General features: G+C 51.4%; 22 protein-coding genes. 13 read left to right on the forward strand and 9 right to left on the reverse strand.

Annotated elements, in window-relative coordinates; translation table 11 throughout:
• Positions 1–22 precede the first annotated feature (22 nt).
• Positions 23–1,126, reverse strand: coding sequence for a M20 family metallo-hydrolase (locus ACU52_RS07980; protein ID WP_053398438.1), 1,104 nt, complete (start codon positions 1,124–1,126; stop codon positions 23–25).
• A 309-nt stretch (positions 1,127–1,435) separates the two neighbouring features.
• Here ACU52_RS07980 and ACU52_RS07985 point away from each other — a divergent pair, with 309 nt between their 5' ends.
• The 4 genes from ACU52_RS07985 (at position 1,436) to ACU52_RS07995 (ending at position 5,246) form a co-directional block, all read left to right on the forward strand.
• The gene (locus ACU52_RS07985; RefSeq protein WP_053398410.1) at positions 1,436–3,277 is read left to right on the forward strand and encodes an AMP-dependent synthetase/ligase; all 1,842 of its coding nucleotides are present in this window, start codon (positions 1,436–1,438) and stop codon (positions 3,275–3,277) included.
• A 23-nt stretch (positions 3,278–3,300) separates the two neighbouring features.
• Positions 3,301–4,422 (forward strand): peptide chain release factor 2, encoded by a 1,122-nt coding sequence (gene prfB / locus ACU52_RS07990; protein WP_053398411.1) that lies wholly within the window; start codon positions 3,301–3,303, stop codon positions 4,420–4,422.
• A gap of 172 nt (positions 4,423–4,594) precedes the next feature.
• The gene (locus ACU52_RS15375; RefSeq protein WP_021854834.1) at positions 4,595–4,738 is read left to right on the forward strand and encodes a hypothetical protein; all 144 of its coding nucleotides are present in this window, start codon (positions 4,595–4,597) and stop codon (positions 4,736–4,738) included.
• Position 4,739: 1 nt separating this feature from the next.
• A complete protein-coding gene (locus ACU52_RS07995; protein WP_053398412.1) occupies positions 4,740–5,246 on the forward strand; it encodes a CYTH domain-containing protein in 507 nt (168 codons plus the stop codon).
• Here ACU52_RS07995 and ACU52_RS08000 read toward each other — a convergent pair.
• The gene (locus ACU52_RS08000) at positions 5,206–5,598 is read right to left on the reverse strand and encodes a VanZ family protein (RefSeq protein WP_053398413.1); all 393 of its coding nucleotides are present in this window, start codon (positions 5,596–5,598) and stop codon (positions 5,206–5,208) included. The two genes, ACU52_RS07995 and ACU52_RS08000, sit on opposite strands and share 41 nt — an antisense overlap.
• 162 nt (positions 5,599–5,760) lie before the next feature.
• Here ACU52_RS08000 and ACU52_RS08005 point away from each other — a divergent pair, with 162 nt between their 5' ends.
• The 5 genes from ACU52_RS08005 to ACU52_RS08025 all read left to right on the forward strand — a co-directional run bounded on the left by ACU52_RS08005 (position 5,761) and on the right by ACU52_RS08025 (position 11,439).
• Complete coding sequence (locus ACU52_RS08005) at positions 5,761–7,119, forward strand: sodium-dependent transporter (protein WP_053398414.1); 1,359 nt, start codon at positions 5,761–5,763, stop codon at positions 7,117–7,119.
• A gap of 44 nt (positions 7,120–7,163) precedes the next feature.
• On the forward strand, positions 7,164–8,060 hold the full coding sequence (locus tag ACU52_RS08010) for a ComEA family DNA-binding protein (protein ID WP_053398415.1): 897 nt from the start codon (positions 7,164–7,166) through the stop codon (positions 8,058–8,060).
• Between the two features lie 667 nt (positions 8,061–8,727).
• Positions 8,728–9,738, forward strand: coding sequence for a phosphate acetyltransferase (gene pta / locus ACU52_RS08015; protein ID WP_053398439.1), 1,011 nt, complete (start codon positions 8,728–8,730; stop codon positions 9,736–9,738).
• Between the two features lie 64 nt (positions 9,739–9,802).
• A complete protein-coding gene (locus tag ACU52_RS08020; RefSeq protein ID WP_053398416.1) occupies positions 9,803–10,180 on the forward strand; it encodes a four helix bundle protein in 378 nt (125 codons plus the stop codon).
• 65 nt (positions 10,181–10,245) lie between these two features.
• Positions 10,246–11,439 carry an acetate/propionate family kinase gene (locus ACU52_RS08025; protein WP_053398417.1) on the forward strand — a complete coding sequence of 398 codons (1,194 nt, stop codon included), beginning with the start codon at positions 10,246–10,248 and terminating at the stop codon, positions 11,437–11,439.
• Positions 11,440–11,621: 182 nt separating this feature from the next.
• Here the strand turns inward: ACU52_RS08025 and ACU52_RS08030 are convergent, their stop codons facing one another.
• From ACU52_RS08030 to efp, 7 genes are all read right to left on the reverse strand, one after another.
• The gene (locus tag ACU52_RS08030) at positions 11,622–12,389 is read right to left on the reverse strand and encodes a UDP-2,3-diacylglucosamine diphosphatase (RefSeq protein WP_021854826.1); all 768 of its coding nucleotides are present in this window, start codon (positions 12,387–12,389) and stop codon (positions 11,622–11,624) included.
• Between the two features lie 32 nt (positions 12,390–12,421).
• Entirely contained in the window at positions 12,422–12,742 is a 321-nt protein-coding gene (locus ACU52_RS08035; RefSeq protein WP_021854825.1) for a metal-sulfur cluster assembly factor, read from the reverse strand.
• Positions 12,743–13,020: 278 nt separating this feature from the next.
• Positions 13,021–13,593, reverse strand: coding sequence for a hypothetical protein (locus ACU52_RS08040; RefSeq protein WP_021854824.1), 573 nt, complete (start codon positions 13,591–13,593; stop codon positions 13,021–13,023).
• A gap of 402 nt (positions 13,594–13,995) precedes the next feature.
• Positions 13,996–14,688: a RadC family protein gene (gene radC / locus ACU52_RS08050; protein ID WP_053398420.1), complete on the reverse strand. Its 693-nt coding sequence runs from the start codon at positions 14,686–14,688 to the stop codon at positions 13,996–13,998.
• A gap of 163 nt (positions 14,689–14,851) precedes the next feature.
• Entirely contained in the window at positions 14,852–15,220 is a 369-nt protein-coding gene (locus ACU52_RS08055) for a four helix bundle protein (protein WP_053398421.1), read from the reverse strand.
• A gap of 205 nt (positions 15,221–15,425) precedes the next feature.
• Entirely contained in the window at positions 15,426–16,463 is a 1,038-nt protein-coding gene (locus ACU52_RS08060) for a glycosyltransferase (RefSeq protein ID WP_053398422.1), read from the reverse strand.
• A gap of 174 nt (positions 16,464–16,637) precedes the next feature.
• A complete protein-coding gene (gene efp / locus ACU52_RS08065; RefSeq protein WP_053398423.1) occupies positions 16,638–17,204 on the reverse strand; it encodes an elongation factor P in 567 nt (188 codons plus the stop codon).
• A gap of 260 nt (positions 17,205–17,464) precedes the next feature.
• On the opposite strand from efp, the gene rpmH reads away from it, so the two are divergent.
• From rpmH to ACU52_RS08085, 4 genes are all read left to right on the forward strand, one after another.
• Positions 17,465–17,620: a 50S ribosomal protein L34 gene (gene rpmH, locus ACU52_RS08070; protein WP_021854819.1), complete on the forward strand. Its 156-nt coding sequence runs from the start codon at positions 17,465–17,467 to the stop codon at positions 17,618–17,620.
• Between the two features lie 104 nt (positions 17,621–17,724).
• A complete protein-coding gene (locus ACU52_RS08075; RefSeq protein WP_053398424.1) occupies positions 17,725–18,438 on the forward strand; it encodes a PASTA domain-containing protein in 714 nt (237 codons plus the stop codon).
• Positions 18,439–18,501: 63 nt separating this feature from the next.
• Entirely contained in the window at positions 18,502–19,551 is a 1,050-nt protein-coding gene (locus ACU52_RS08080; protein ID WP_021854817.1) for an RluA family pseudouridine synthase, read from the forward strand.
• An 8-nt stretch (positions 19,552–19,559) separates the two neighbouring features.
• Complete coding sequence (locus ACU52_RS08085; RefSeq protein ID WP_021854816.1) at positions 19,560–20,576, forward strand: D-alanine--D-alanine ligase; 1,017 nt, start codon at positions 19,560–19,562, stop codon at positions 20,574–20,576.
• The last annotated feature ends 74 nt before the right edge of the window (positions 20,577–20,650 follow it).

Genomic DNA, 20,650 nt, shown 5'->3' on the forward strand with positions numbered 1-20,650 from the left:
GCCTTTTGCAACTTACTGAAAGTCAAAGCGTTATGCGGCTACCGTCCGCAGGCGCTGCGGCGGGCAGAATGTCGGCTCCGTCGAGCAGGCTGATGTATGTGTTTATGGCATCTTCTATCTCGCCGATGCCTATGTATTCGTCGGCAGAATGTGAGCGTGCCGACTGTCCCGGACCGAGTTTGAACGAGGGGAAGGGCATCAGTGCCTGGTCTGACAGCGTGGGCGAGCCGAACGGCGTCATGCCCATGGCCTTGCACCTCTGTATCAGAGGGTTGTCCTCGCTTATGTGCGACGACGACAGGCGGAACGAGCGCGCCTTCAGTTCGCTCTTCATCTTGGATGACAGAAAGCTGAACACGTCTTCGTTTCTGTAGAATTCGTTGGTCCTTATGTCTATCGTAAACCTGCATTCGTCGGGTATCACGTTGTGCTGCGTGCCGGCGTTTATTATTGTTACGTTCATCACCGTGGGGCCGAGCAGCGGGCTCACCTTCTCGAACTTGTAGCCGCGCAGCCAGCAGATGTCGTCGAGAGCCTCATATATGGCGTTGATGCCTTCGCCCCTGGCGGCATGTCCCGACTTGCCCCTGGCCGTGGCGTCTATCACCATCAGTCCTTTCTCGGCTATGGCCGGCTGCATGCCCGTGGGCTCGCCCACGATGGCCACGTCTGCGGCAGGCAGCAGCGGCAGGGCGCGCCTTATGCCGTTCTCGCCCGACACTTCCTCCTCGGCCGATGCAAGCCATATGGTGTTGTAGCTCTGCGGGCGCGACGTTATGTGCCTGAAGGCCTGCAGCAGGGCAACGAGTCCGCCGCCGCAGTCGTTGCTGCCCAGTCCGTACAGCCTTCCGCCGCATACGTCAGGGCTGAAGGGATTGCGCGTCCACGAGCTCACCGGCTTCACCGTGTCGATGTGTGCGTTGAGCAGCAGCGTTGGCTTCGAGCAGTCAAATCCGCTGCTCTTAATCCATATGTTGTTGCCTTCGCGGCTGTATTCGTAGCCATATCCGCTTATCGCGCGTGCCATTACGTCTGCCGCTGCGCTCTCGTCGCGGCTCACCGACGGCGTGGCTATCAGCTCCTTAAGCAGTTCTATGGCGTCGTTGAGATATTCTTTCTGTGTCATAATCATTCAAAAAAGTTGTCGCCAGATGGCCTGCAACAGACCGTCTGACCGTTCATAATGCAATTATTTGCTGCAAAGTTAATTCAATATGACGTAAAAACAAAATAATGCCGGCACAAGTGTCATGCCGTGTCAGGTGCTGCGCCGGGCGGTCTCTGAGGCGTGTTTGCGTGTAGCCGGCGCCGCATTGTCCGTTTTGTCAGTTAAAGTGGCGTGTTTTAGATTTCCTTTTAAAGTAAAAAAGCCGTTTTTATTTTGTTTTTATTATAATTTAATATAACTTTGCATCTAACAAAAAACAATACGCTTATGCAGACAAGATGTCATCTTTCGGTTCTAATCCACGAACAAGCAAAGAAGTATGGAAACAAGCGCGTACTTATTTACCGTGACTTTGGCGACACGCAGTGGAAGTCGGTGTCGTGGAAAGAATTCTCGCGTAAGGTGAGACATGTGTCTAACGCCCTGCTGAACATCGGCGTCAAGGTACAGGAGAACATCGGCGTGTTCTCGCAGAACTCCCTCCAGTATCTCTACACCGACTTCGGAGCGTTCGGCATAAGAGCCGTCAGCGTGCCCTTCTATGCCACCAGCAGCGAGCAGCAGATACAGTATATGATAGACGACGCACAGGTGCGCGTGCTCTTTGTCGGCGAGCAGGAGCAGTACGACAAGGCCTTCAGGGTGTTCTCCCACTGTCCTTCGCTCGAGCGCGTAATAGTCTTCGACAAGCGTGTTGTCATCAGTCCGAACGATAAAAACTCAATATATTTTGACGATTTCCTGACGCTCGGCGAGAACAGTCCGCGGCAGTCGGAAGTGGAAAAGCTGTATGCCGAGGCCAATGAAGACGACCTCTGCAACATACTCTACACCAGCGGAACCACCGGCGACAGCAAGGGCGTGATGCTTTCTTACGGTCAGTTTCATGCCGCGCTTAAGGCTAACGACGAGGTTGTGCCGGTAACTGATAAAGACCGCATAATGAACTTCCTGCCCATCACGCACATCTTTGAGCGCGGATGGCTGTTCCTCTGTCTTAGCGAGGGTGCAGAGATTGTGATCAACACCAACCCGAAGGAGATACAGCAGTCTATGCGCGAGACTCATCCTACATGCATGAGCTCCGTGCCAAGATTCTGGGAGAAAGTGTATGCCGGCGTAAAGGACAAGATAGACAGGGCCAACCCCGTGAGACGCAAGCTCTTCATGAAGGCCCTGGCCGTAGGGCGCAAGCACAATATCGAATATCTCAGCCGCGGCAAGCGTCCGCCGCTGTCGCTGAAGATGAAGTATGCGCTCATGAACAGGACGCTCTTCAGCATCGTGCGTAATGAACTGGGACTAGAGCATCCCAACATATTCCCCACGGCAGGAGCCACGGTGTCGGAGGAGGTGGAGTGCTTCGTGCATTCTATCGGAATCGACATGATCGTTGGCTACGGCCTCACCGAGAGCCTCGCCACCGTGTCGTGCGACCATAAGAATGAGCCTTTCACCGTAGGGTCGGTAGGTCGCCCGATAAGCGGTCTTGACATTAAGATAGGCGAGAACGACGAGATTCTGCTCAAAGGCCCCACCATCACAAGGGGATATTACAAGCGCGACGCGCTCAACCGCGAGGTGTTCGACGAGGACGGATACTTCCATACAGGCGACTCAGGCTATATAAGTAAAGGTGAACTCTTCCTGAAAGACAGGATAAAAGACCTCTTCAAGACATCCAACGGCAAATATATAGCGCCGCAGATGATAGAGTCGAAGCTGCTTGTTGACAAGTTTATCGACCAGATAGCCGTCATAGCCGACCAGCGCAAGTTTGTGTCTGCACTGGTTATACCCGACTATGCCCTGCTCGAGGAATACGCCCGCGACAACAACATAAAGTTTGGCTGCCGCGAAGACCTGTGCGCCGACCCGCGCATCAACAAGATGATGGCCGACCGCATAGAGACGCTTCAGCAGCAGTTTGCCAGCTATGAGAAGATAAAGCGCTTCACCATACTGCCAAAACATTTCACTATGGAGAGCGGAGAGCTTACCAATACGCTCAAGATAAGGCGAAAGGTGCTCAACAAGAACTACGCCGGCGTAATAGACAAGATGTATGAAGACGCTGACGCCGTGCAGCCTGAAACACCCGTTAAATAACAGAAAAAACGACAGTAACCCAGATGATAACAAGTGATCAACTGAAAGATGTGATGGAGCGTGCCGAGGCACTGCATCATTATCTTGACATAGACAAGAAGAAAATAGAATTTGAGGAAGAACAGCTGCGCACACAGGCGCCCGACTTCTGGGACGACCCTAAGCGCGCCCAGGAACAGATGAAGAAGGTGAAGGGCATACAGCGCTGGATCGACGGATATAAGGAGGTGCGCACCTGTGCCGACGAGCTTCAGCTGGCTTTCGACTTCTATCATGACGATATGGTTACCGAAGAGGAGGTAGACGAAGACTACGCCAAGGCTATAAAGGCCATCGAAGACCTTGAACTTAAGAATATGCTCCGCCAGAAGGAAGACCCCATGGACTGTGTGCTCAAGATAAACAGCGGCGCCGGCGGCACCGAGAGCCAGGACTGGGCGCAGATGCTCATGCGTATGTATATGCGCTGGGCTGAGGCTCACGGCCACAAGGTTACAATCAGCAACCTGCAGGAGGGCGACGAGGCCGGAATAAAGAGCGTTACCATGGAGATTGAGGGCGGAGAGTATGCCTACGGATATCTTAAGAGCGAGAACGGAGTCCACCGCCTGGTGCGTGTCTCTCCGTTCAATGCGCAGGGCAAGCGCATGACCAGCTTCGCCAGCGTGTTCGTTTCGCCTCTCGTTGACGACACGATCGAGGTCTATGTCGACCCGTCAAAGGTCAGCTGGGACTTGTTCCGTTCGGGAGGTGCCGGCGGACAGAACGTCAACAAGGTGGAAACCGGTGTGCGTCTGCGCTACCAGTATGTCGACCCCGACACCGGCGAAGAAGAGGAAATCCTCATTGAGAACACAGAGAGCCGCAAGCAGCTTGAGAACCGCAACAACGCCATGCGCCTGCTCAAGTCGCAGCTCTACGACCGCGCAATGAAGAAACGCCTCGAGGCTCAGGCCAAGATTGAGGCAGGAAAGAAGAAGATAGAGTGGGGAAGTCAGATAAGAAGTTATGTCTTCGACGACCGCCGCGTCAAGGATTACCGCACCAACTATCAGACGTCTGACGTGGACGGAGTGATGGACGGAAAGATCGACGGCTTCATCAAGGCATACCTTATGGAGTTTCCGGTTACCGACGAGGAGTAATTCTTCGTCGGCATATATTGCCGGATGCAGTCCGGTTGCTTTATTCAGGCATGCGCATTTGCGCCTCGCCGTCAGGCGTTGCAGCTTCTTTTGCTGCCTCGTCAGCGGCATTCGGCCATGCGTCAGGCCGTATGAAAATATTTTAAGAACCTTAATTTTAAAGATAATAACTATGAGTCAGAACAGAAAATTACGCCGCGCTAAGCGTGAGGCAGAACAAGAACAGCAAGGCAAGAAAGTCGTTACATGGATATTTGCGGCACTGGTTATCTTTGCCGTGATATATCTTGTTGTTCTAATGATAGGCCAGATGTAATATGAGTGGTCTGGAGATAGAGCGCAAGTTCTTGGTTCACAAGGCCGGCCGGCCGTATGCGGCTCAGGCTACATCGTCGAGCCGCATACGCCAGGGTTATATCTGCAGCGAGCGCGGGCGCACTGTCAGGGTGCGTATTCGCGACGGCCGCGGCTTCATAACAATCAAGGGACCGTCTGACGGCAAAGGCATGAGCCGCTATGAGTTTGAGAAGGAGATAACGCTCGACGAGGCCTCGCATCTTATGGAGCTGTGCGAGCCGGGCATTATCGACAAGACCCGATATCTCGTTGCCAGCGGAAAGCATGTGTTCGAGGTAGATGAGTTCTATGGAGAGAATGAAGGTCTGGTAATGGCAGAAGTGGAGCTGCAGAGCGAGGACGAGCCTTTCGCCAAGCCCGACTTCATTGCCGACGAGGTAACTGCCGACCGCCGCTTCTACAACTCATCGCTGCGCCGCTCGCCGTTCAGTGCCTGGCGCGACTCCTTGCCAGAAGAATTCCGATAACGGCAGCCAGCGTTACGCCCGTGGCATTGGCCGCAAAGTCGAGCCAGTCGCCGCTTCTCCTGCCGCCGGTGCAGTTTTCCTGCAGTATCTCTATCAGTCCGCTCATCATCACAGGGGCGAGCCATGCCCATATAAAAAGCTTCATCGTCTCAGGTGTCTTGTGATGTCTGAGGTATTCAATCCATATTGTTGTGCATGTTCCGGCATACATAACTATGTGTACCCATTTGTCTATGAAAGCCACGTTGTCAAGCGGAGTGCGTGGCGGATAGCAGAAACACAGAATCCATATCGTGGCCAGAAACAGATATGAAAACGGGTATTTCTTTACTTGCGGTTGTCTTAGTCTCATCAATGTCAGTCTTTTTGTGCAAAGGTAGCATATTTCTGTGAAAACCTGACATCGATTGCCGTGAAAACAAGAAGCGTCTCTTATGCAGGCTTTGACTTTTGGCAACAGGCGGGTGCAAGTGGTTAATGGTAACATAAGACATTAAAGTGAAAATTTACTATTATGAAATCAGAGAGAGCAAGTTTTGGAAGTAAGCTTGGAATTATTCTTGCCACGGCCGGTTCTGCCGTAGGATTAGGTAACGTCTGGCGCTTCCCCTATATGGCGGGAGAGCACGGCGGCGGAGTGTATATTATTGTCTACATTGCCTGTGTGCTTCTGCTCGGCATTCCCTGCATCGTCAGCGAGTTTGTGATAGGACGCCGTGCCGCATCCAATACGGCGCGGGCCTACGGCATTTTGTCCGGCGGCAAGCCGTGGATGCTTGTCGGCCTGCTCGGAGTGCTTACAGGTTTTCTGATTTCGGGATATTACGCCGTGGTGTCAGGCTGGTGCCTGCATTATATATATGCCTCGGTTGCGGGCCATCTGCACGGGTCGCCCGACTTCTTTGCAGGTTATTTCTCGTCTTTCGAGACTAATCCCTGGAAGCCAGCCTTCTGGACACTTCTGTTTATGCTTATTACTCACCTTATAATAATACGCGGCATCCGCGGAGGCATTGAGAAGGCTTCAAAGCTGATGATGCCCATACTTTTTGTGCTTCTCATAGTCATTGTCGTGCTTTCGTGCATGCTTCCAGGAGCTATGGAGGGCGTGAAGTTTCTGTTTGAACCAGACTTCAGCAAGGTTGACGGCAGCATGTTTCTCGGTGCTCTCGGCCAGGCTTTCTTCTCGCTCAGTATTGGTATGGGATGCCTGTGTACGTATGCGTCATACTTCAGTAAGGATACCGACCTGATGAAGTCGGCCGCCCAGATAGCCTTTATCGACACCGTTGTGGCCGTGCTTGCGGGCCTCATGATTTTCCCCGCAGCGTTTTCGGTGGGTATCAGTCCCGATTCTGGTCCTTCATTGGTGTTCATCACCTTGCCTAACGTGTTCCAGCAGGCATTCTCAAGCATGCCGGCTGTGGGCTATGTCGTGTCTGCCGCGTTCTATGCGTTGCTGGCTTTGGCAGCCCTTACATCCATAATCTCCATGCACGAGGCAAGCACCGTGTTCTTCGAGGAGGAGTGCAAGCTCAGCCGCAAGCGTGCTGCCACTATCGTAACCGTGGCCTGCTCGGTGATAGGTCTTGTATGTTCGATGTCTTTGGGCGGATACGATCTGCTGACTGTTTTTGGCCGTACGCTGTTCGACGTGTTCGATTTCTTTACAGGACAAATAATGCTTCCCGTGGGAGGATTCCTTACATGTATCTTCCTCGGCTGGTTCTTGCCGCATAAGCTGGTGCGTGATGAGTTTACCAATCATGGCACGTTGCGCGGCCGTCTGTTCGGCATCTATCTGTTCTGTGTGAGATATGTGTGTCCTGTAGGAATATTGCTTATATTCCTTCAGCAGTTTGGCATAATCTGATTGGTGAGGCTATGCCGTTCGGTTTCATTTAGCATCACAGAAAAATGCGCGGGTTCTTTTATCTTAACCGCACCGACCGCCGTGTTGTGGTGGCCGTGCTCCTTGTGGCCGTAGCAGCCGCGGGACTGCTGCTCTGTGCCGGCTACGGCGCGGGTGAGTCGCCTGAAGGCGTGGCAGGAGATGCTCCTGCCGTGGTGTCTGGCGGCAGAAAAGGCTCTGTCTGTCAGAAGGACGGATATGCGGAATATACCGGCGGCCGGCGCACTGAGCTGTCATACTTCGACCCTAACACGGCAGACAGCACACAGCTGCTGAGGCTCGGGCTGGCGCCGTGGCAGGTCAGAAACATATATAAGTACAGGGCCAAGGGCGGAATATATCGCACCAAGGCCGACTTTGCACGCCTTTACGGACTTACGGCGCAGAAGTTTAAGGAACTGGAGCCATACATACGCATCGAGGGCGACTATCGTCCGGCATCTGAGGTGTATGGAGGCAGCACTGCCGACCTGACCATACGCGACACGACGAGACACCCCGTGAAGATAAAGCCCGGCGAACATATCGTGCTGAACACGGCCGACACGTCGCAGCTGAAGCGCGTGCCGGGCATAGGCAGCGGCTTTGCCCGCGCCATAGTGAGCTACGGCCGGCGGCTGGGCGGATATGTCAGCGTGGAGCAGCTGCGCGAGATTGACAACTTTCCCGAGTCGGCCATAGCCTATTTTGTGGTGAAGCATCCTGTGGTTAGCCGGCTCAACCTCAACCGGCTGCCGCTCAGCAGTCTGCGCAGACATCCCTACATAGGCTTCTATCAGGCCAAGACCATAATAGAATACCGCCGCCTGCACGGAAGAATAAATTCGCTCGACGACCTGAAATTGTGCAAGGACTTCACGCCCGAGGCCATTGAGCGCCTGCGCCCCTATGTGGAATTCTGACGCTCGTCTTCGCATACAGTGACGCAGGAAAAATACGCATGTGTAACATATTGATATCCAGCGCGTTGCAAAAGGCCATGTTTTGCGCTCCAAAAGACCGTCTTTTATCATGCAAAAGACCACCTTTTAGAGCCTGAAACATGGCCTTTTGCATTACGGCTGCACAGAGCATGCGCCATGACATCAGCCTGACGCTGCTCTCATCTCAAATACGGCATCAGTGTTCAGCCTGTATTTTTGCCTTATGTTGAGCAGATTTTCGTTATAATTTTCATCTGCATAGCAGGCTGTGTACAGAAAAGCTGACATCAACACGGCGACATAAAACAAGACGCCGGCTGAAAACATGAATGAACAAAGTAGATAAAATTATATTCGGAATAATGCCCGGTTAAGGCTTGTCCCTGTGCCGTGGACTCCTTTCGGTCCTTAATCCGTGCTCGTATGAGGCTGCCTCAGCCAGCCCTTGCAGCCGTCATGTTACGCCCTGCGGCGGCCTTTAGGCATGGCTCCGCAGTTTGATTTCTGCCTGCATGGCGAGCTTTTTGATTATTATCGTTTAATTAATCAAAAAAAAGGAATAGCCCAATGTTATTCAAATTATTTTTTCTACTTTTGCAAAGTAGAAATTACAAAACACACATATATATTTAAAAACTACAAAACTATGGATTTAGTTCAGCAAATCATTGAGCGCGCTAAAAGCAACAAGCAGCGCATCGTGCTCCCCGAAGCCACAGAGGAGCGCACTTTAAGGGCAGCCGACATGGTGCTGGCCGAAGGTGTGGCTGACATCATTCTTATCGGCAATCCCGGTGAGATAAACTCTCTGGCAGAGCAGTGGGGCCTGAAAAATATCGACAAGGCTACTATCGTTGACCCGGAGAACAACCCCAAGAGCGAGGAATATGCAGCCCTGCTGGCAGAGCTCCGCAAGAAGAAGGGCATGACCATCGAGCAGGCTCGCGAGCTGGTTAAGAATCCTCTCTATCTCGGATGTATGATTATAAAGACTGGCGGAGCCGACGGACAGATATCTGGAGCGCTCAGCACAACGGCCGACACTCTGCGTCCGGCTCTTCAGATCATCAAGTGCACCCCCGGAATCACATGCGTCAGCGGCGCAATGCTGCTCATCACAAAGCAGCCTCAGTATGGCGAGAACGGCGTGCTCGTAGTAGGCGACGTTGCCGTTACACCTATGCCCGACGCACAGCAGCTGGCTCAGATTGCCGTTTGCACAGCTCAGACAGCCAAATCTGTTGCAGGCTTCGCTGATCCCCGCGTTGCTATGCTCAGCTTCTCAACAAAAGGCAGCGCAAGCCATGAGGTGGTTGACAAGGTGGTTGAGGCTACAAAACTGGCTAAGGAGCTCGATCCGTCTCTCAAGGTTGACGGCGAACTGCAGGCCGACGCAGCCCTCGTGCCTTCAGTAGGCGAGAAGAAGGCTCCCGGAAGCGACATCGCCGGCAAGGCCAACGTTCTCGTATTCCCATGCCTCGAGGTAGGCAACATCAGCTATAAGATGGTTCAGCGTCTTGGCGGTGCCGAGGCCATAGGTCCTATCCTTCAGGGTATCGCCCGTCCGGTTAACGACCTCAGCCGCGGATGCTCAGTAGAGGATATTTACAAGCTGGTAGCCATTACGGCATGCCAGGCAATGGATGCAAAAGCATAATTAATAATTTAAGTAGTTAAAGGAGTTATAGTAGTTAAAGAAGTTAAAGTCAATAGCCTTGCAGATGAACAACTTTGAGAGCGTGGTGGCATGGCAGAAGGCCTACAAGTTTACCTTGCTGGCATATAAGGTAGCCAACACCTTTCCCGAATGTGAACGCTTCGGACTCTGCTCTCAGTTTAAAAGAGCTGCGGTTTCTGTTCCGGCCAATATTGCTGAGGGATATAAAAAACTCAGCAAGGCAGACAAGCTGCGCTTCTATAACATCGCGCAAGGAAGCATTGAAGAATGCAGATGCTATGTTTATTTGTCGAAAGACCTTGGGTATGTTGATGCTCCGGTTTTCAACGAACTGATGGAAGCTCTGTCTGATGCAAGCAGGCTGCTTAACGCATATTGCAAGGGTGTGATAAATAATGGCTATGCTGATGATGGCCAATAGGGCTATTGACTTTAACTACTTTAACTACTTTAACTACTTTAACTCCCGATAAACAACTTATAACCATGAAAATTTTAGTATTAAACTGCGGCAGCTCGTCTATCAAGTATGCACTTTACAACATGGACGACAAGTCTGTCATGACATCAGGCGGTGCAGAGCGCGTTGGTCTCGACGGCGCTTTCGTTAAAGTGAAGCTGCCTAACGGAGAGAAAAAAACTGTAATGCACGACATTCCCGAACATACAGAGGGAGTGAAGTTCATCTTCTCACTGCTCACCGATCCTGAAATCGGCGTTATTAAAGACCTCAATGAAATCGACGCCGTTGGCCATCGTATGGTGCACGGAGGCGAGAAGTTCAACAAGAGCGTGGTGCTTACCGACGAGGTGCTCAAGACTTTTGAAGAGTGCATCGACCTGGCTCCGCTGCACAATCCGGCCAACCTCAAGGGTGTTAAGGCCGTCAGCGAGCTTATGCCCGGTCTGCCTCAGGTAGGCGTGTTCGATACAGCCTTCCATCAGACAATGCCCGCACACTCATATCTCTACGCCATACCGTATGAGCTTTATGAGAAATATGGCGTGCGCCGCTACGGATTCCACGGAACAAGCCACCGCTATGTGTCAAAGAGAGTGTGCGACTTCCTGGGCGTAAATCCTGCCGACAAGAAGGTCATCACCTGCCACATAGGCAACGGAGGCAGTATAGCTGCCGTTGATGGAGGCAAATGTGTTGACACATCAATGGGTCTCACACCGCTCGAAGGCCTCATGATGGGCACACGAAGCGGTGATATCGACGGCGGTGCCATCACATTCCTCGAGAAGAAACTCTGTCTCGACGCTGACGGAATGTCAAATCTGCTCAACAAGAAGAGCGGTGTGCTCGGCATAACAGGCATCTCTTCAGACATGCGTGAGATAGAGTCTGCCAACGACGAGGGCAACGAGCGTGCCAAGCTGGCTCTCGACATGTACAGCTACAGAATAAAGAAATACGTTGGAGCCTATGCTGCAGCCATGGGCGGATGCGACATCATCGTGTTCACCGCAGGCGTTGGCGAGAACCAGGCTTCTATGCGTGAGGATGTATGCAAGAACATGGAGTACATGGGTGTTAAGCTCGACGTTGAGAAGAACAAGACCATCCGCGGTGAGGAAGCCATCATCTCTACTCCCGACTCTAAGGTTACGGTATGCGTAATTCCTACCGACGAGGAGCTGATGATTGCAACAGACACAATGAATCTGCTGTAAGCTTCACACGGATAGCATATAATAAAGGTGAGAAAGCATGTGCGTCTGATATGTCATGACGCCGTCTTTCTCACCTTTTTTTTATTTGTTGAGGCTTGCGCCCCGTGCGTGTTGTCGCTGTTGTTGCGGCCTGATGCAGTGCAGAATGCCGCCGTTGTCGTGCCGTAGGGGCTGCTGAAGGCTTATGGCTTGCTCTCGCCCTCGGCGTATTCTTCGAGGAACAGATGTTCGCCGTCGAACACAACGTATGTGAACTGCCATATCCAGTCGCCTATAATCATCATCCGCGTCTTGCGCGACAGCATGAGGTCGAGCTCTATGTGGCGGTGTCCGTAGATGAAATAGTCGATGTCCGGATGGGTCTTCATATACTTCTTGGTGTATTTTACCAAGGCTTCCTTGTCCTCACCCTGATAGGGCGGCTCCTTTCCGTCGGCACGCTTCATGCGGCTGTGCTTGGCCCATGTCAGTCCGAACCAGATGCCCCAGCGCGGATGCAGCGCGCTGAACATGCGCTGGCAGACGCGGTTGTGGAACACGCGGCGTATGAAGTTGAACTTAGGGTCGTGGTCGCCAAGGCCGTCGCCGTGTGCCATGTAGAACACCTTGTCGTATATGTCTACGGTCGTTGGCTTGGTGTGTATGATTACGCCGCACTCTTCTTCGAGATAGCCGTACATCCAGATGTCGTGGTTGCCGGTGAAGAAGTGCACCTCGACGCCCATGTCGGTCAGCTCGGAGAGCTTGCCCAGGAAGCGCGTATATCCCTTGGGCACGGCATATTTGTATTCGTACCAGAAGTCGAACATGTCGCCCAGCAGGTATATTGCCGCGGCCTTGTTCTTTATTTCGTCAAGAAACCGCACCAGCCTGCGCTCCTGCGTGCGGCCGTGAGCTATGGCCAGCGAGCCCAGGTGTGCGTCGGACAGTATGTAGACATTCTTTCTCATGGTGCAGATGTTTTAGTATTTAAGATATGCTGTTATTCGAATCCCAGCTCGAGGCGTGCCTCCTCGCTGAGCATGCTCTGGTCCCATGCGGGCTCGAACACGAGGTTCACCGTGGCCGACTTTACGCCGTCGAGGCTGTCTACCTTCTGCCTTACGTCCTCGAGGATGAAGTCTGCCGCCGGACATGTGGGCGCGGTGAAGGTCATGTCGATGTCCACGGTGGCGTCGTCTTTCACGTCAATCTTGTAAATCAGTCCGAGGTCGTATATGTTTACGGGTATTTCCGGGTCGTATACAGTCTTGAGCACATCTACTATTCTCTCTTCTATAGCTGTTTTTTCTTCTTGAGTCATGATTCTTATGTTATGATTAGTTGCATCATCTGTGTGCAGGCCGCTGCTTGTGCCGTGCCTGTTTGCCTGTTGCATAATAGGGCAATACAAAGATAGGTGAAAAAAAGCGTATTACAAAATTTATGCCGTTTTTTTGTGCCGTGCGGCGTTCTGTTGTGCCACGGCTGTTGCCCTGCCTGTGCAGCGGAGTGGTGTTGGCTGAGATTGGACTTTGCGCAAAAAGAAGCCCGGACGCAAGCGTATGGCAGAAGGCGTCCGGGCGGATTCAGTTGTAGTAATTATTGATTGTCTTGCTGTTTTTCGGTTGCAGGCAGAGTGACAGTTGTTGCTGTGTAGTCTTCAACTTGTTTCCCGTCGATTTTCACGTTCTTGATGTTGAGTGTCAGCGTCAGCTTGTTGTCCTCCCCGTTGTATGATGCTGTCGTAACGGCCACGTCGGCAGTAGCCTTTACGGTGTTCTCGCCGGCCTGGTATTCAAAGTTGCAGATGCAGCTGTCGGCTGTCATGCTTACAATGTTGTTGGCATATCCGCTTATTCTGTAGCTTACGCTGCATGTGTCGGCCTTGTATGTGTTGAGCGCCTGCTCGAGGTTTTCTGCTGCAACAACGTCCTTTATGATGTTGCTTACGGGCAGGTTGAACTGCATGTCGGCTGTTCCGAGAGTTACGGTCATTGCCGAGTCGGCTGTAGCTTCGCCGTATTCCATGCTGTTTACATATGTGCCGGGCATTGCGCTGAGTACTTCCTGTGGTACGCTTACGCCGTTGTCTTCATCGTCGTCGCAAGATGTCATTGTTGCTGTGAGGCATAAGCCCATGATAAATCCAAATATTAATTTCAAAGATTTCATTGCTTTTTTGTTTTTAATTTTACGTTATTTTGTTTGTGAGTACTCGTAATTGTAAATGTTACGGCGACAGAAAACTTGCATGGGGGTATGGTTAAAACTTGTAAAAATATATTTTCTACACTGAAAACTCTGTCATCATCTGCCGTAGTCAATGCTTTTCTGCCGGCCTTTTTTTGCTGCCTTTCACCGGCGTTGCATAGACCTGGATTGTGGTGATTTAGGCTGTTGTATGGCATTGCCATTGAGACTGATTTCTAAAAGACCGCCTTTCGCCTTCTGAAAGGCCACATATTGCACGCTAAAAGGCCACCTTTTAGAAGCTAAAAGATGGCCTTTTGTAACGTGTTGGATGTCAGACTGTTGCGCGGTTGCGTGCTTTGCCTTTGCAGGGCGGCGTTTTTCCTACAGCCGTCCCTCCTCAGAATAGCTGTAATATCGTCCGTCGGTGATTATCAGATGGTCGAGAAAGTGCAGGCGCATTATCTCGCACGCCTTCTTCATGCGCTGCGTCAGCCTGTCGTCGTCGCCGCTCGGCATGGGGTTGTTGCTCGGATGGTTGTGGCAGAGCACCACGATGGTGGCGTTGCACAGCAGTGCGTTCTTTATCACCACGCGTATATCCACCGCCGTCTCGGTTATGCCGCCGTGCGACAGCTGCATGTCTTTTATCAGCTTGCAGTTTTGGTTCATCAGCAAGATCCATGCCTCCTCTTCGCTCAAGTCCTGCATCTTTGGGTGCATAAACTCGTAGATTGCAGCTGCCGAGTCGAGCCGCTTGCGCTCTTCGGCCTTCTCGGCCTGCCGGCGCTTGCCCAGCTCGCAGGCTGCCAGTATGGTTACGGCCTTGGCCGGTCCCAGGCCCTTGTAGTTGCCGGAGGTGAGCTGGCCGATGCTCATCTTGCCGAGAGAGTTAAGGTTGTTGTTGCAGTCGTTGAGCACTCTCTTCATGAGGTCTACCGCACTTTCTTCGGGTGAGCCCGAGCCTATGAGTATAGCCAGCAGTTCGGCGTTCGACAGCGCTTGTGCCCCGAGCCGCATCATCTTTTCGCGTGGCCGGTCGTCCTCGGCCCATTGGTTTATGCTTAGTTTTGACATATTGTTCTAAATTGAGAATTGAGAGTTGAGAATGGAAAATTATGATTTGCCTTTTTTGATTATTATTGTGTTGCTTTGTTTGCAGATTGGACGTGTACAAAACAAGTTAGATTGTTACAAAATGTAGAAATGGGGTAATAGTAGGGCACGTAAATATCTCTGCTTATGGCACTAAACTGCTTTTTGATGTTTTTATAATTTTGGTGAGTATGCGTATAATTTCCTCGTTGTCGTTCATCATAGATTGCAGTTGCCTGTCCGTAATATAATGGCCGCTGTTAAGCATTTTCAGCCAATATTCCGTTTCGTCGGCTTCTTTTAGCGCAATGCTCAGCTTATGTATAAAGTCAATTTTGCTTTGTGCGTTTCTGCTTTCAGCTGTATTGGCTCCGATACTTGTGCCGCTTCTAAGTATCTGGTTTGCTATAATGTGTTCGTGTTTCACCTCAACAAGGTATCTGTACATATTGACTATACGTGCAGAAAAGGCCTCGGTCTTAGTTTGTATTATGTTTTCTTTCCGTTGTAGCATTAGTGTTGTTTTAAGGTTATAAAGGTAAAGAATAAGGTTGTAAAGGTAAAAAGAATGAAGCGTATGCCGATTGCATGAATTAAATATGCAGCAGATTGCTGTCAGCAGATTGCTTTAATTGAAGAATTGAGAATGAATAATCAGATTACATCAAAATTATACCTTTCAAAGGTAATCATAATTATCCATTCTCAATTCTCCATTCTCACTTATAAAAGTTTTTGTCGAATGCATGAAACTCGTCGTGCTTCAGCACGCAGCGCTTCCACCATGCAGTGATGAATCCGCATCCGTAGCCGAACAGCTGGATGAACGATGCCGGGATGCTGAGCAGCCCGACCTTAAAGCTGCGGTTGCTTATTGACGAGTCGATGAGTATCAGCAGGCAGTAGAGAAGTATCGGAAGCCAGGGCCCGGCGCACAGCCAGTACCACTTGTCGATGCTGTCGTATTCCATCAGCACACGCCCCACGGCAGATGTCAGCACCAGGGCCGTCACGCCTACGGTGAACACCGTCGGCAGCATGTGCACTATCTTGAGCGATTCGGGATACTTCTTGTAAAGGTTTATTCGCGCTATTCCGCTGTTGAACACCTGCCGGTAGAACTTGCGGAAGTCGGTGCGGCGCTTGTGCCAAACCCATGCGTCGGGGAACAGGCGGCAGTTGCAGCCCGCCTTGAATATGCGTATGCTGAAGTCGATGTCCTCGCCGAAGCGCATCTTTGAGAATCCTCCCAGCTTCAGATATACGCTGCGGCGTATGCCCATGTTGTACGAACGGGGATAAAACTTGTCGAGCTTCTTCTTTCCGCCCCTTATGCCTCCGGTGGTGAAAAAGCTTGTCATGGAGTAGCTTATGGCCTTCTGCGTGTCGGTGAACGAGTCGTGCGCGCGGTCAGGACCGCCGAAGGCGTCGGCCCCGGTCTTGGCCAGTTCGGCGTCTACTGCCGCGAGATAGCCCTCGGGCAGCACCACGTCAGAGTCGAGCACAATGAGATATTCTCCTTTAGAGTGCTCCGCTCCATAGTTGCGGCTCTGTCCCGGTCCGCTGTTCTTCTTCATAAAATACTGAATGTCGAGCGCTCCGCTGTATCCCTCGCATACGCTCTTGCATGTGCGTGTGCTGCCGTCTTCAACAATAATCACCTCAAAGTCCTTCACGGTCTGTGCCGTAAGGCTCTTCAGCAGTTCGTCAACTTCCTCCGGGCGGTTGAACACCGGTATGATAAAAGAATATTTCATTTGTCCTGTAAGGTTAACGGTTACTTTATGTTTGCACCTCCTCTGCATGGAGGATTATAAAAGAGAAGGAGCCAAGCCTTCGGTAAGGAAACCGCATCGCGATGTGTCAGCGGTCGCCGTGCCGAAGCCCTGGCTCCTTGTTTGTTTATGTTCTCAACGTCAGGTTGAGCATGCTTATTCCTTTACACGGTTCAGATAGCTTCCGTCGCGTGTGTCAACCTGGATGAGGTCGCCTTCGTTGATGAACAGCGGCACTCTCACCTCAACACCGGTTTCGAGTGTAGCCGGCTTTGTGGCATTGGTAGCTGTGTCGCCCTTGATGCCCGGCTCGCTGTGTGTTACGCGCAAGTTTGTCTTTACAGGCATTTCGGCATAGAGGATAGTTCCGTCTGTAGTGTCGGTTACAACCTCAACGATGTCGCTCTCCTTCATGAAGTCAACGCCGATGATAGCGTCCTTGGCGATAGGAATCTGCTCGAAAGTTTCCTGGTTCATGAAGATAAGACCTGTTGTATCCTCATAAAGATACTGATACGGACGGTGCTCTATTCTTACGTCTTCGAGCTTGAAGCCAACCTGGAATGTGCGCTCCAGAACGCGGCCGTCGGTCACGTTCTTCAGTTTTGTACGCATAACGGTGTTACCCTTACCTGGCTTAACGTGCTGGAAGTCGATGCAAATCCATACCTGATTGTCCATGCGGATGCATGTTCCTTTTTTAATTTCCTGTGAGTTAATCATTGTTCGTAATATATGAATTTATTGTTGATTCCTGACTGCTGACGGGCGGGCGCCTCGTCTCTTGCTGCGGGCTTTTGCCCCGTGCCAAAGCATCATTATGTTGTAAATGTTTGGCTTTCAGGGCGCAAAGTTACGATTTTTTTAGAAAAAAACATAAAAGTTTGACCTAAAAAACGCTTAATTCTTGGTTATTTAAAAAGAAATGTGTACTTTTGCAGCCCAAAGCGAGGAATAAAATAAACAATAAATAATTAAATAAGATGAAAAGAACATTTCAGCCGCACAACAGAAAGAGAGTGAACAAGCACGGTTTCCGTGAGAGAATGGCTACAAAGAACGGCCGTCGCGTGCTTGCAGCACGTCGTGCAAAAGGGCGTAAAAAGCTTACAGTTTCTGACGAGAACCACGGTAAATAACCAAATGTTCCAAAGAAATTAAACGGGAAATGAGAAAGAAGTAAAGTAATATCTTTGCTTCTTTCTCTTTTTTTTATACCTTTGCAGAAAAACCTACGACATAGATGAAGACAAAAGATTTCTTCGGAAAAATCTTTAGTTTAAGGCTTTGGGCCAACTTCCTTGCAATGTTCCTGGTCGTTGTCCTGCTGTGCTGGGGCGTGAAGATGGGCATCGACATATACACCCATCATGGCGAGAAGATAAAGATACCGGACGTGAGGCATAAGCTCTTTGCCGATGCCGAGCATATCCTCAACGACAGAGGCCTGCAGATTGTTGTCAGCGACACCGGATACGTCAAGACGCTTCCGCCCGACTGTATCCTTGAACAGTCGCCCGAGGCAGGAAGGGAAGTTAAGTCTGGCCGTGTGGTTTATGTCGTCATCAACTCTTCGAGCTCGCCGATGCTGACCATACCCGACATCATCGACAACTGTTCTTACCGCGAGGCGCGCGCCAAGCTGATGGCAATGGGCTTCAAGGTCGGCCCGACGGAGTTTATCCCGGGCGAGAAAGACTGGGTGTACGGGCTGAAGTCGAAGGGCAAGAGCCTGCGCAACGGACAGAAAGTGTCGGTAAACGACGTGCTCGTGCTTCAGGTGGGAGACGGTATGCGCGACATGAACGACTCGATAATATACGCTGATCCAGATTTCTATTATGACGGCAGTGCCGACTCTACCATGCATCACGACATGGCAGACCCGTCGGTTCAGGGCGTGCAGACGCAGGGAGGCGATGTCGACGAGTTTGAGGTGGTCACCGGTCCGGAATGATGATGGCTGCCATGGCCGTGCGGGTTATGATGCCGCAGGCTTTCTGTAAAACGAGATATTTATATGACAGACAATTATATAGAGGAACTTGAGGACGACGAGCAGCAACAGCTGTATGAGCATCTGCGCATAGTCGTGGACAAAGGACAGATGCCCCTGCGCATCGACAAGTACATGTTCGAGAAGCTGCAGCACACAAGCCGCAACCGCATTCAGCGTGCGGCTGACGCAGGATTCGTGCATGTCAACGACGTTCCGGTGAAGAGCAACTATAAGGTTCGCCCGCTCGACGTCATAACCCTGATGCTCGACCGCCCTCAGTATGACAACACAATAGAGCCCGAGGACATTCCGCTGGATGTGGTCTATGAAGATTCGGAGCTGATAGTGATAAACAAGCCTGCCGGACTTGTTGTCCATCCGGGCTGCGGCAACTATCACGGCACATTGGTCAATGCCATAGCATGGCATCTGCGCGACCTGCCTTCGTATAACCCCAATGACCCAGAAGTGGGCCTTGTTCACCGTATTGACAAGGACACAAGCGGCCTTTTGGTCATTGCCAAGACGCCGGACGCAAAGACAAAGCTCGGCGCACAGTTCTTCAACAAAACTACACACCGCAGCTACAACGCCATGGTGTGGGGCAACTTCACCGAAGATGAAGGGCGCATTGAGGGCAACATCGGCCGCGATCCTAAGGACAGGCTCCGCATGGCGGTGTTCTCGCCCGACTCGGGTATAGGCAAGCATGCCGTAACCCACTACCGCGTGATAGAGCGCTTCGGCTATGTCACTCTGGTTGAGTGCATCCTTGAGACCGGCCGCACCCATCAGATACGTGCCCATATGCGGCATATCGGCCATCCGCTCTTCGGCGACGAGCGCTACGGAGGCACCGTCATACTGCGCGGAAACCGCAGCGGCAGCTACAAGCAGTTTATAGAGAACTGCCTGAAGATATGTCCGCGCCAGGCGCTTCATGCCCGCACGCTCGGCTTCGTGCATCCCAAGACCGGCAAGCAGCTCGACTTCACCTCGCAGCTTCCTGCCGACATGGAGCAGCTGATAGGGCGTTGGAGGACTTATATAAACGGAAATGAATTTAAATAAAATATTGTATGAAGAATTTAAAGAGAACTATTGCCATCGTGTGCGGTGGAGATTCCTCAGAGTATGAGGTTTCATTGCGCTCTGCACAGGGCCTTTACTCTTTTTTTGACAAGGAGCGTTACAATGTGTATATTGTTGTTGTGAGAAGCCTTGACTGGCATGTCAACCTTCCTGACGGCACAACAGCCCGCATTGACCGCAACGATTTCTCATTCATGGAGAATGGTAAACTGGTGCAGTTTGACTATGCTTATATCACCATACACGGCACACCGGGCGAGAACGGCATCATGCAGGGATATTTTGAGCTTGTGCATGTGCCTTATTCAACAAGCAGCGTGCTTGTTGAGGCGCTCACTTTCAACAAGTTTGTGCTTAACCAGTATCTGCGCGGCTACGGCGTAAGAGTGGCCGACAGCCTGCTGATACGCAAGGGATATGAGGAGATTGTAAGCGACGACGAGATAGAGGAGCGCATCGGCATGCCTTGCTTCGTTAAGCCTGCGGCCGACGGCAGCAGCTTCGGAGTGTCGAAGGTGAAGAACAAAGACCAGCTTGCTCCGGCCATACGCAAGGCCATGCTCGAGAGCGAGGATGTGATGGTGGAACGTTACATGGAAGGAACAGAGATATCGATAGGCTGCTACAAGACTCACGACAAGACCGTGGTGCTGCCTGCAACAGAGGTGGTTACGCAGCGCGAGTTTTTCGATTACGACGCCAAGTACAACGGACAGGTGCAGGAGATTACGCCGGCACGCCTCAGTGAGGAGACCACAAAGCGCGTAAACGAGATTACAAGCCAGATTTATGACATACTCCACTGCAACGGAATAATCCGCATCGACTACATCATCAGCCGCGGAAAGGGCAGCGACGGCCAGGAGGTTGACAAGGTGAACATGATAGAGATCAACACCACTCCGGGCATGACAGCCACCAGCTTTATTCCGCAGCAGGTTAAGGCTGCCGGCCTTAACATGACGGATGTGCTGACAGACATCGTGGAAAACCAGTTCAGATAAAATTCTGAAACTTTTTAAATATACGGTTAAGAGAGCCGGGATTGAAGGCTCTTTTAACCGTTTTACAGAATAAC

Origin of the sequence: Xylanibacter rarus (assembly GCF_001275135.1) — a bacterium.
GTDB classification, from domain to species: Bacteria; Bacteroidota; Bacteroidia; order Bacteroidales; family Bacteroidaceae; genus Prevotella; species Prevotella rara.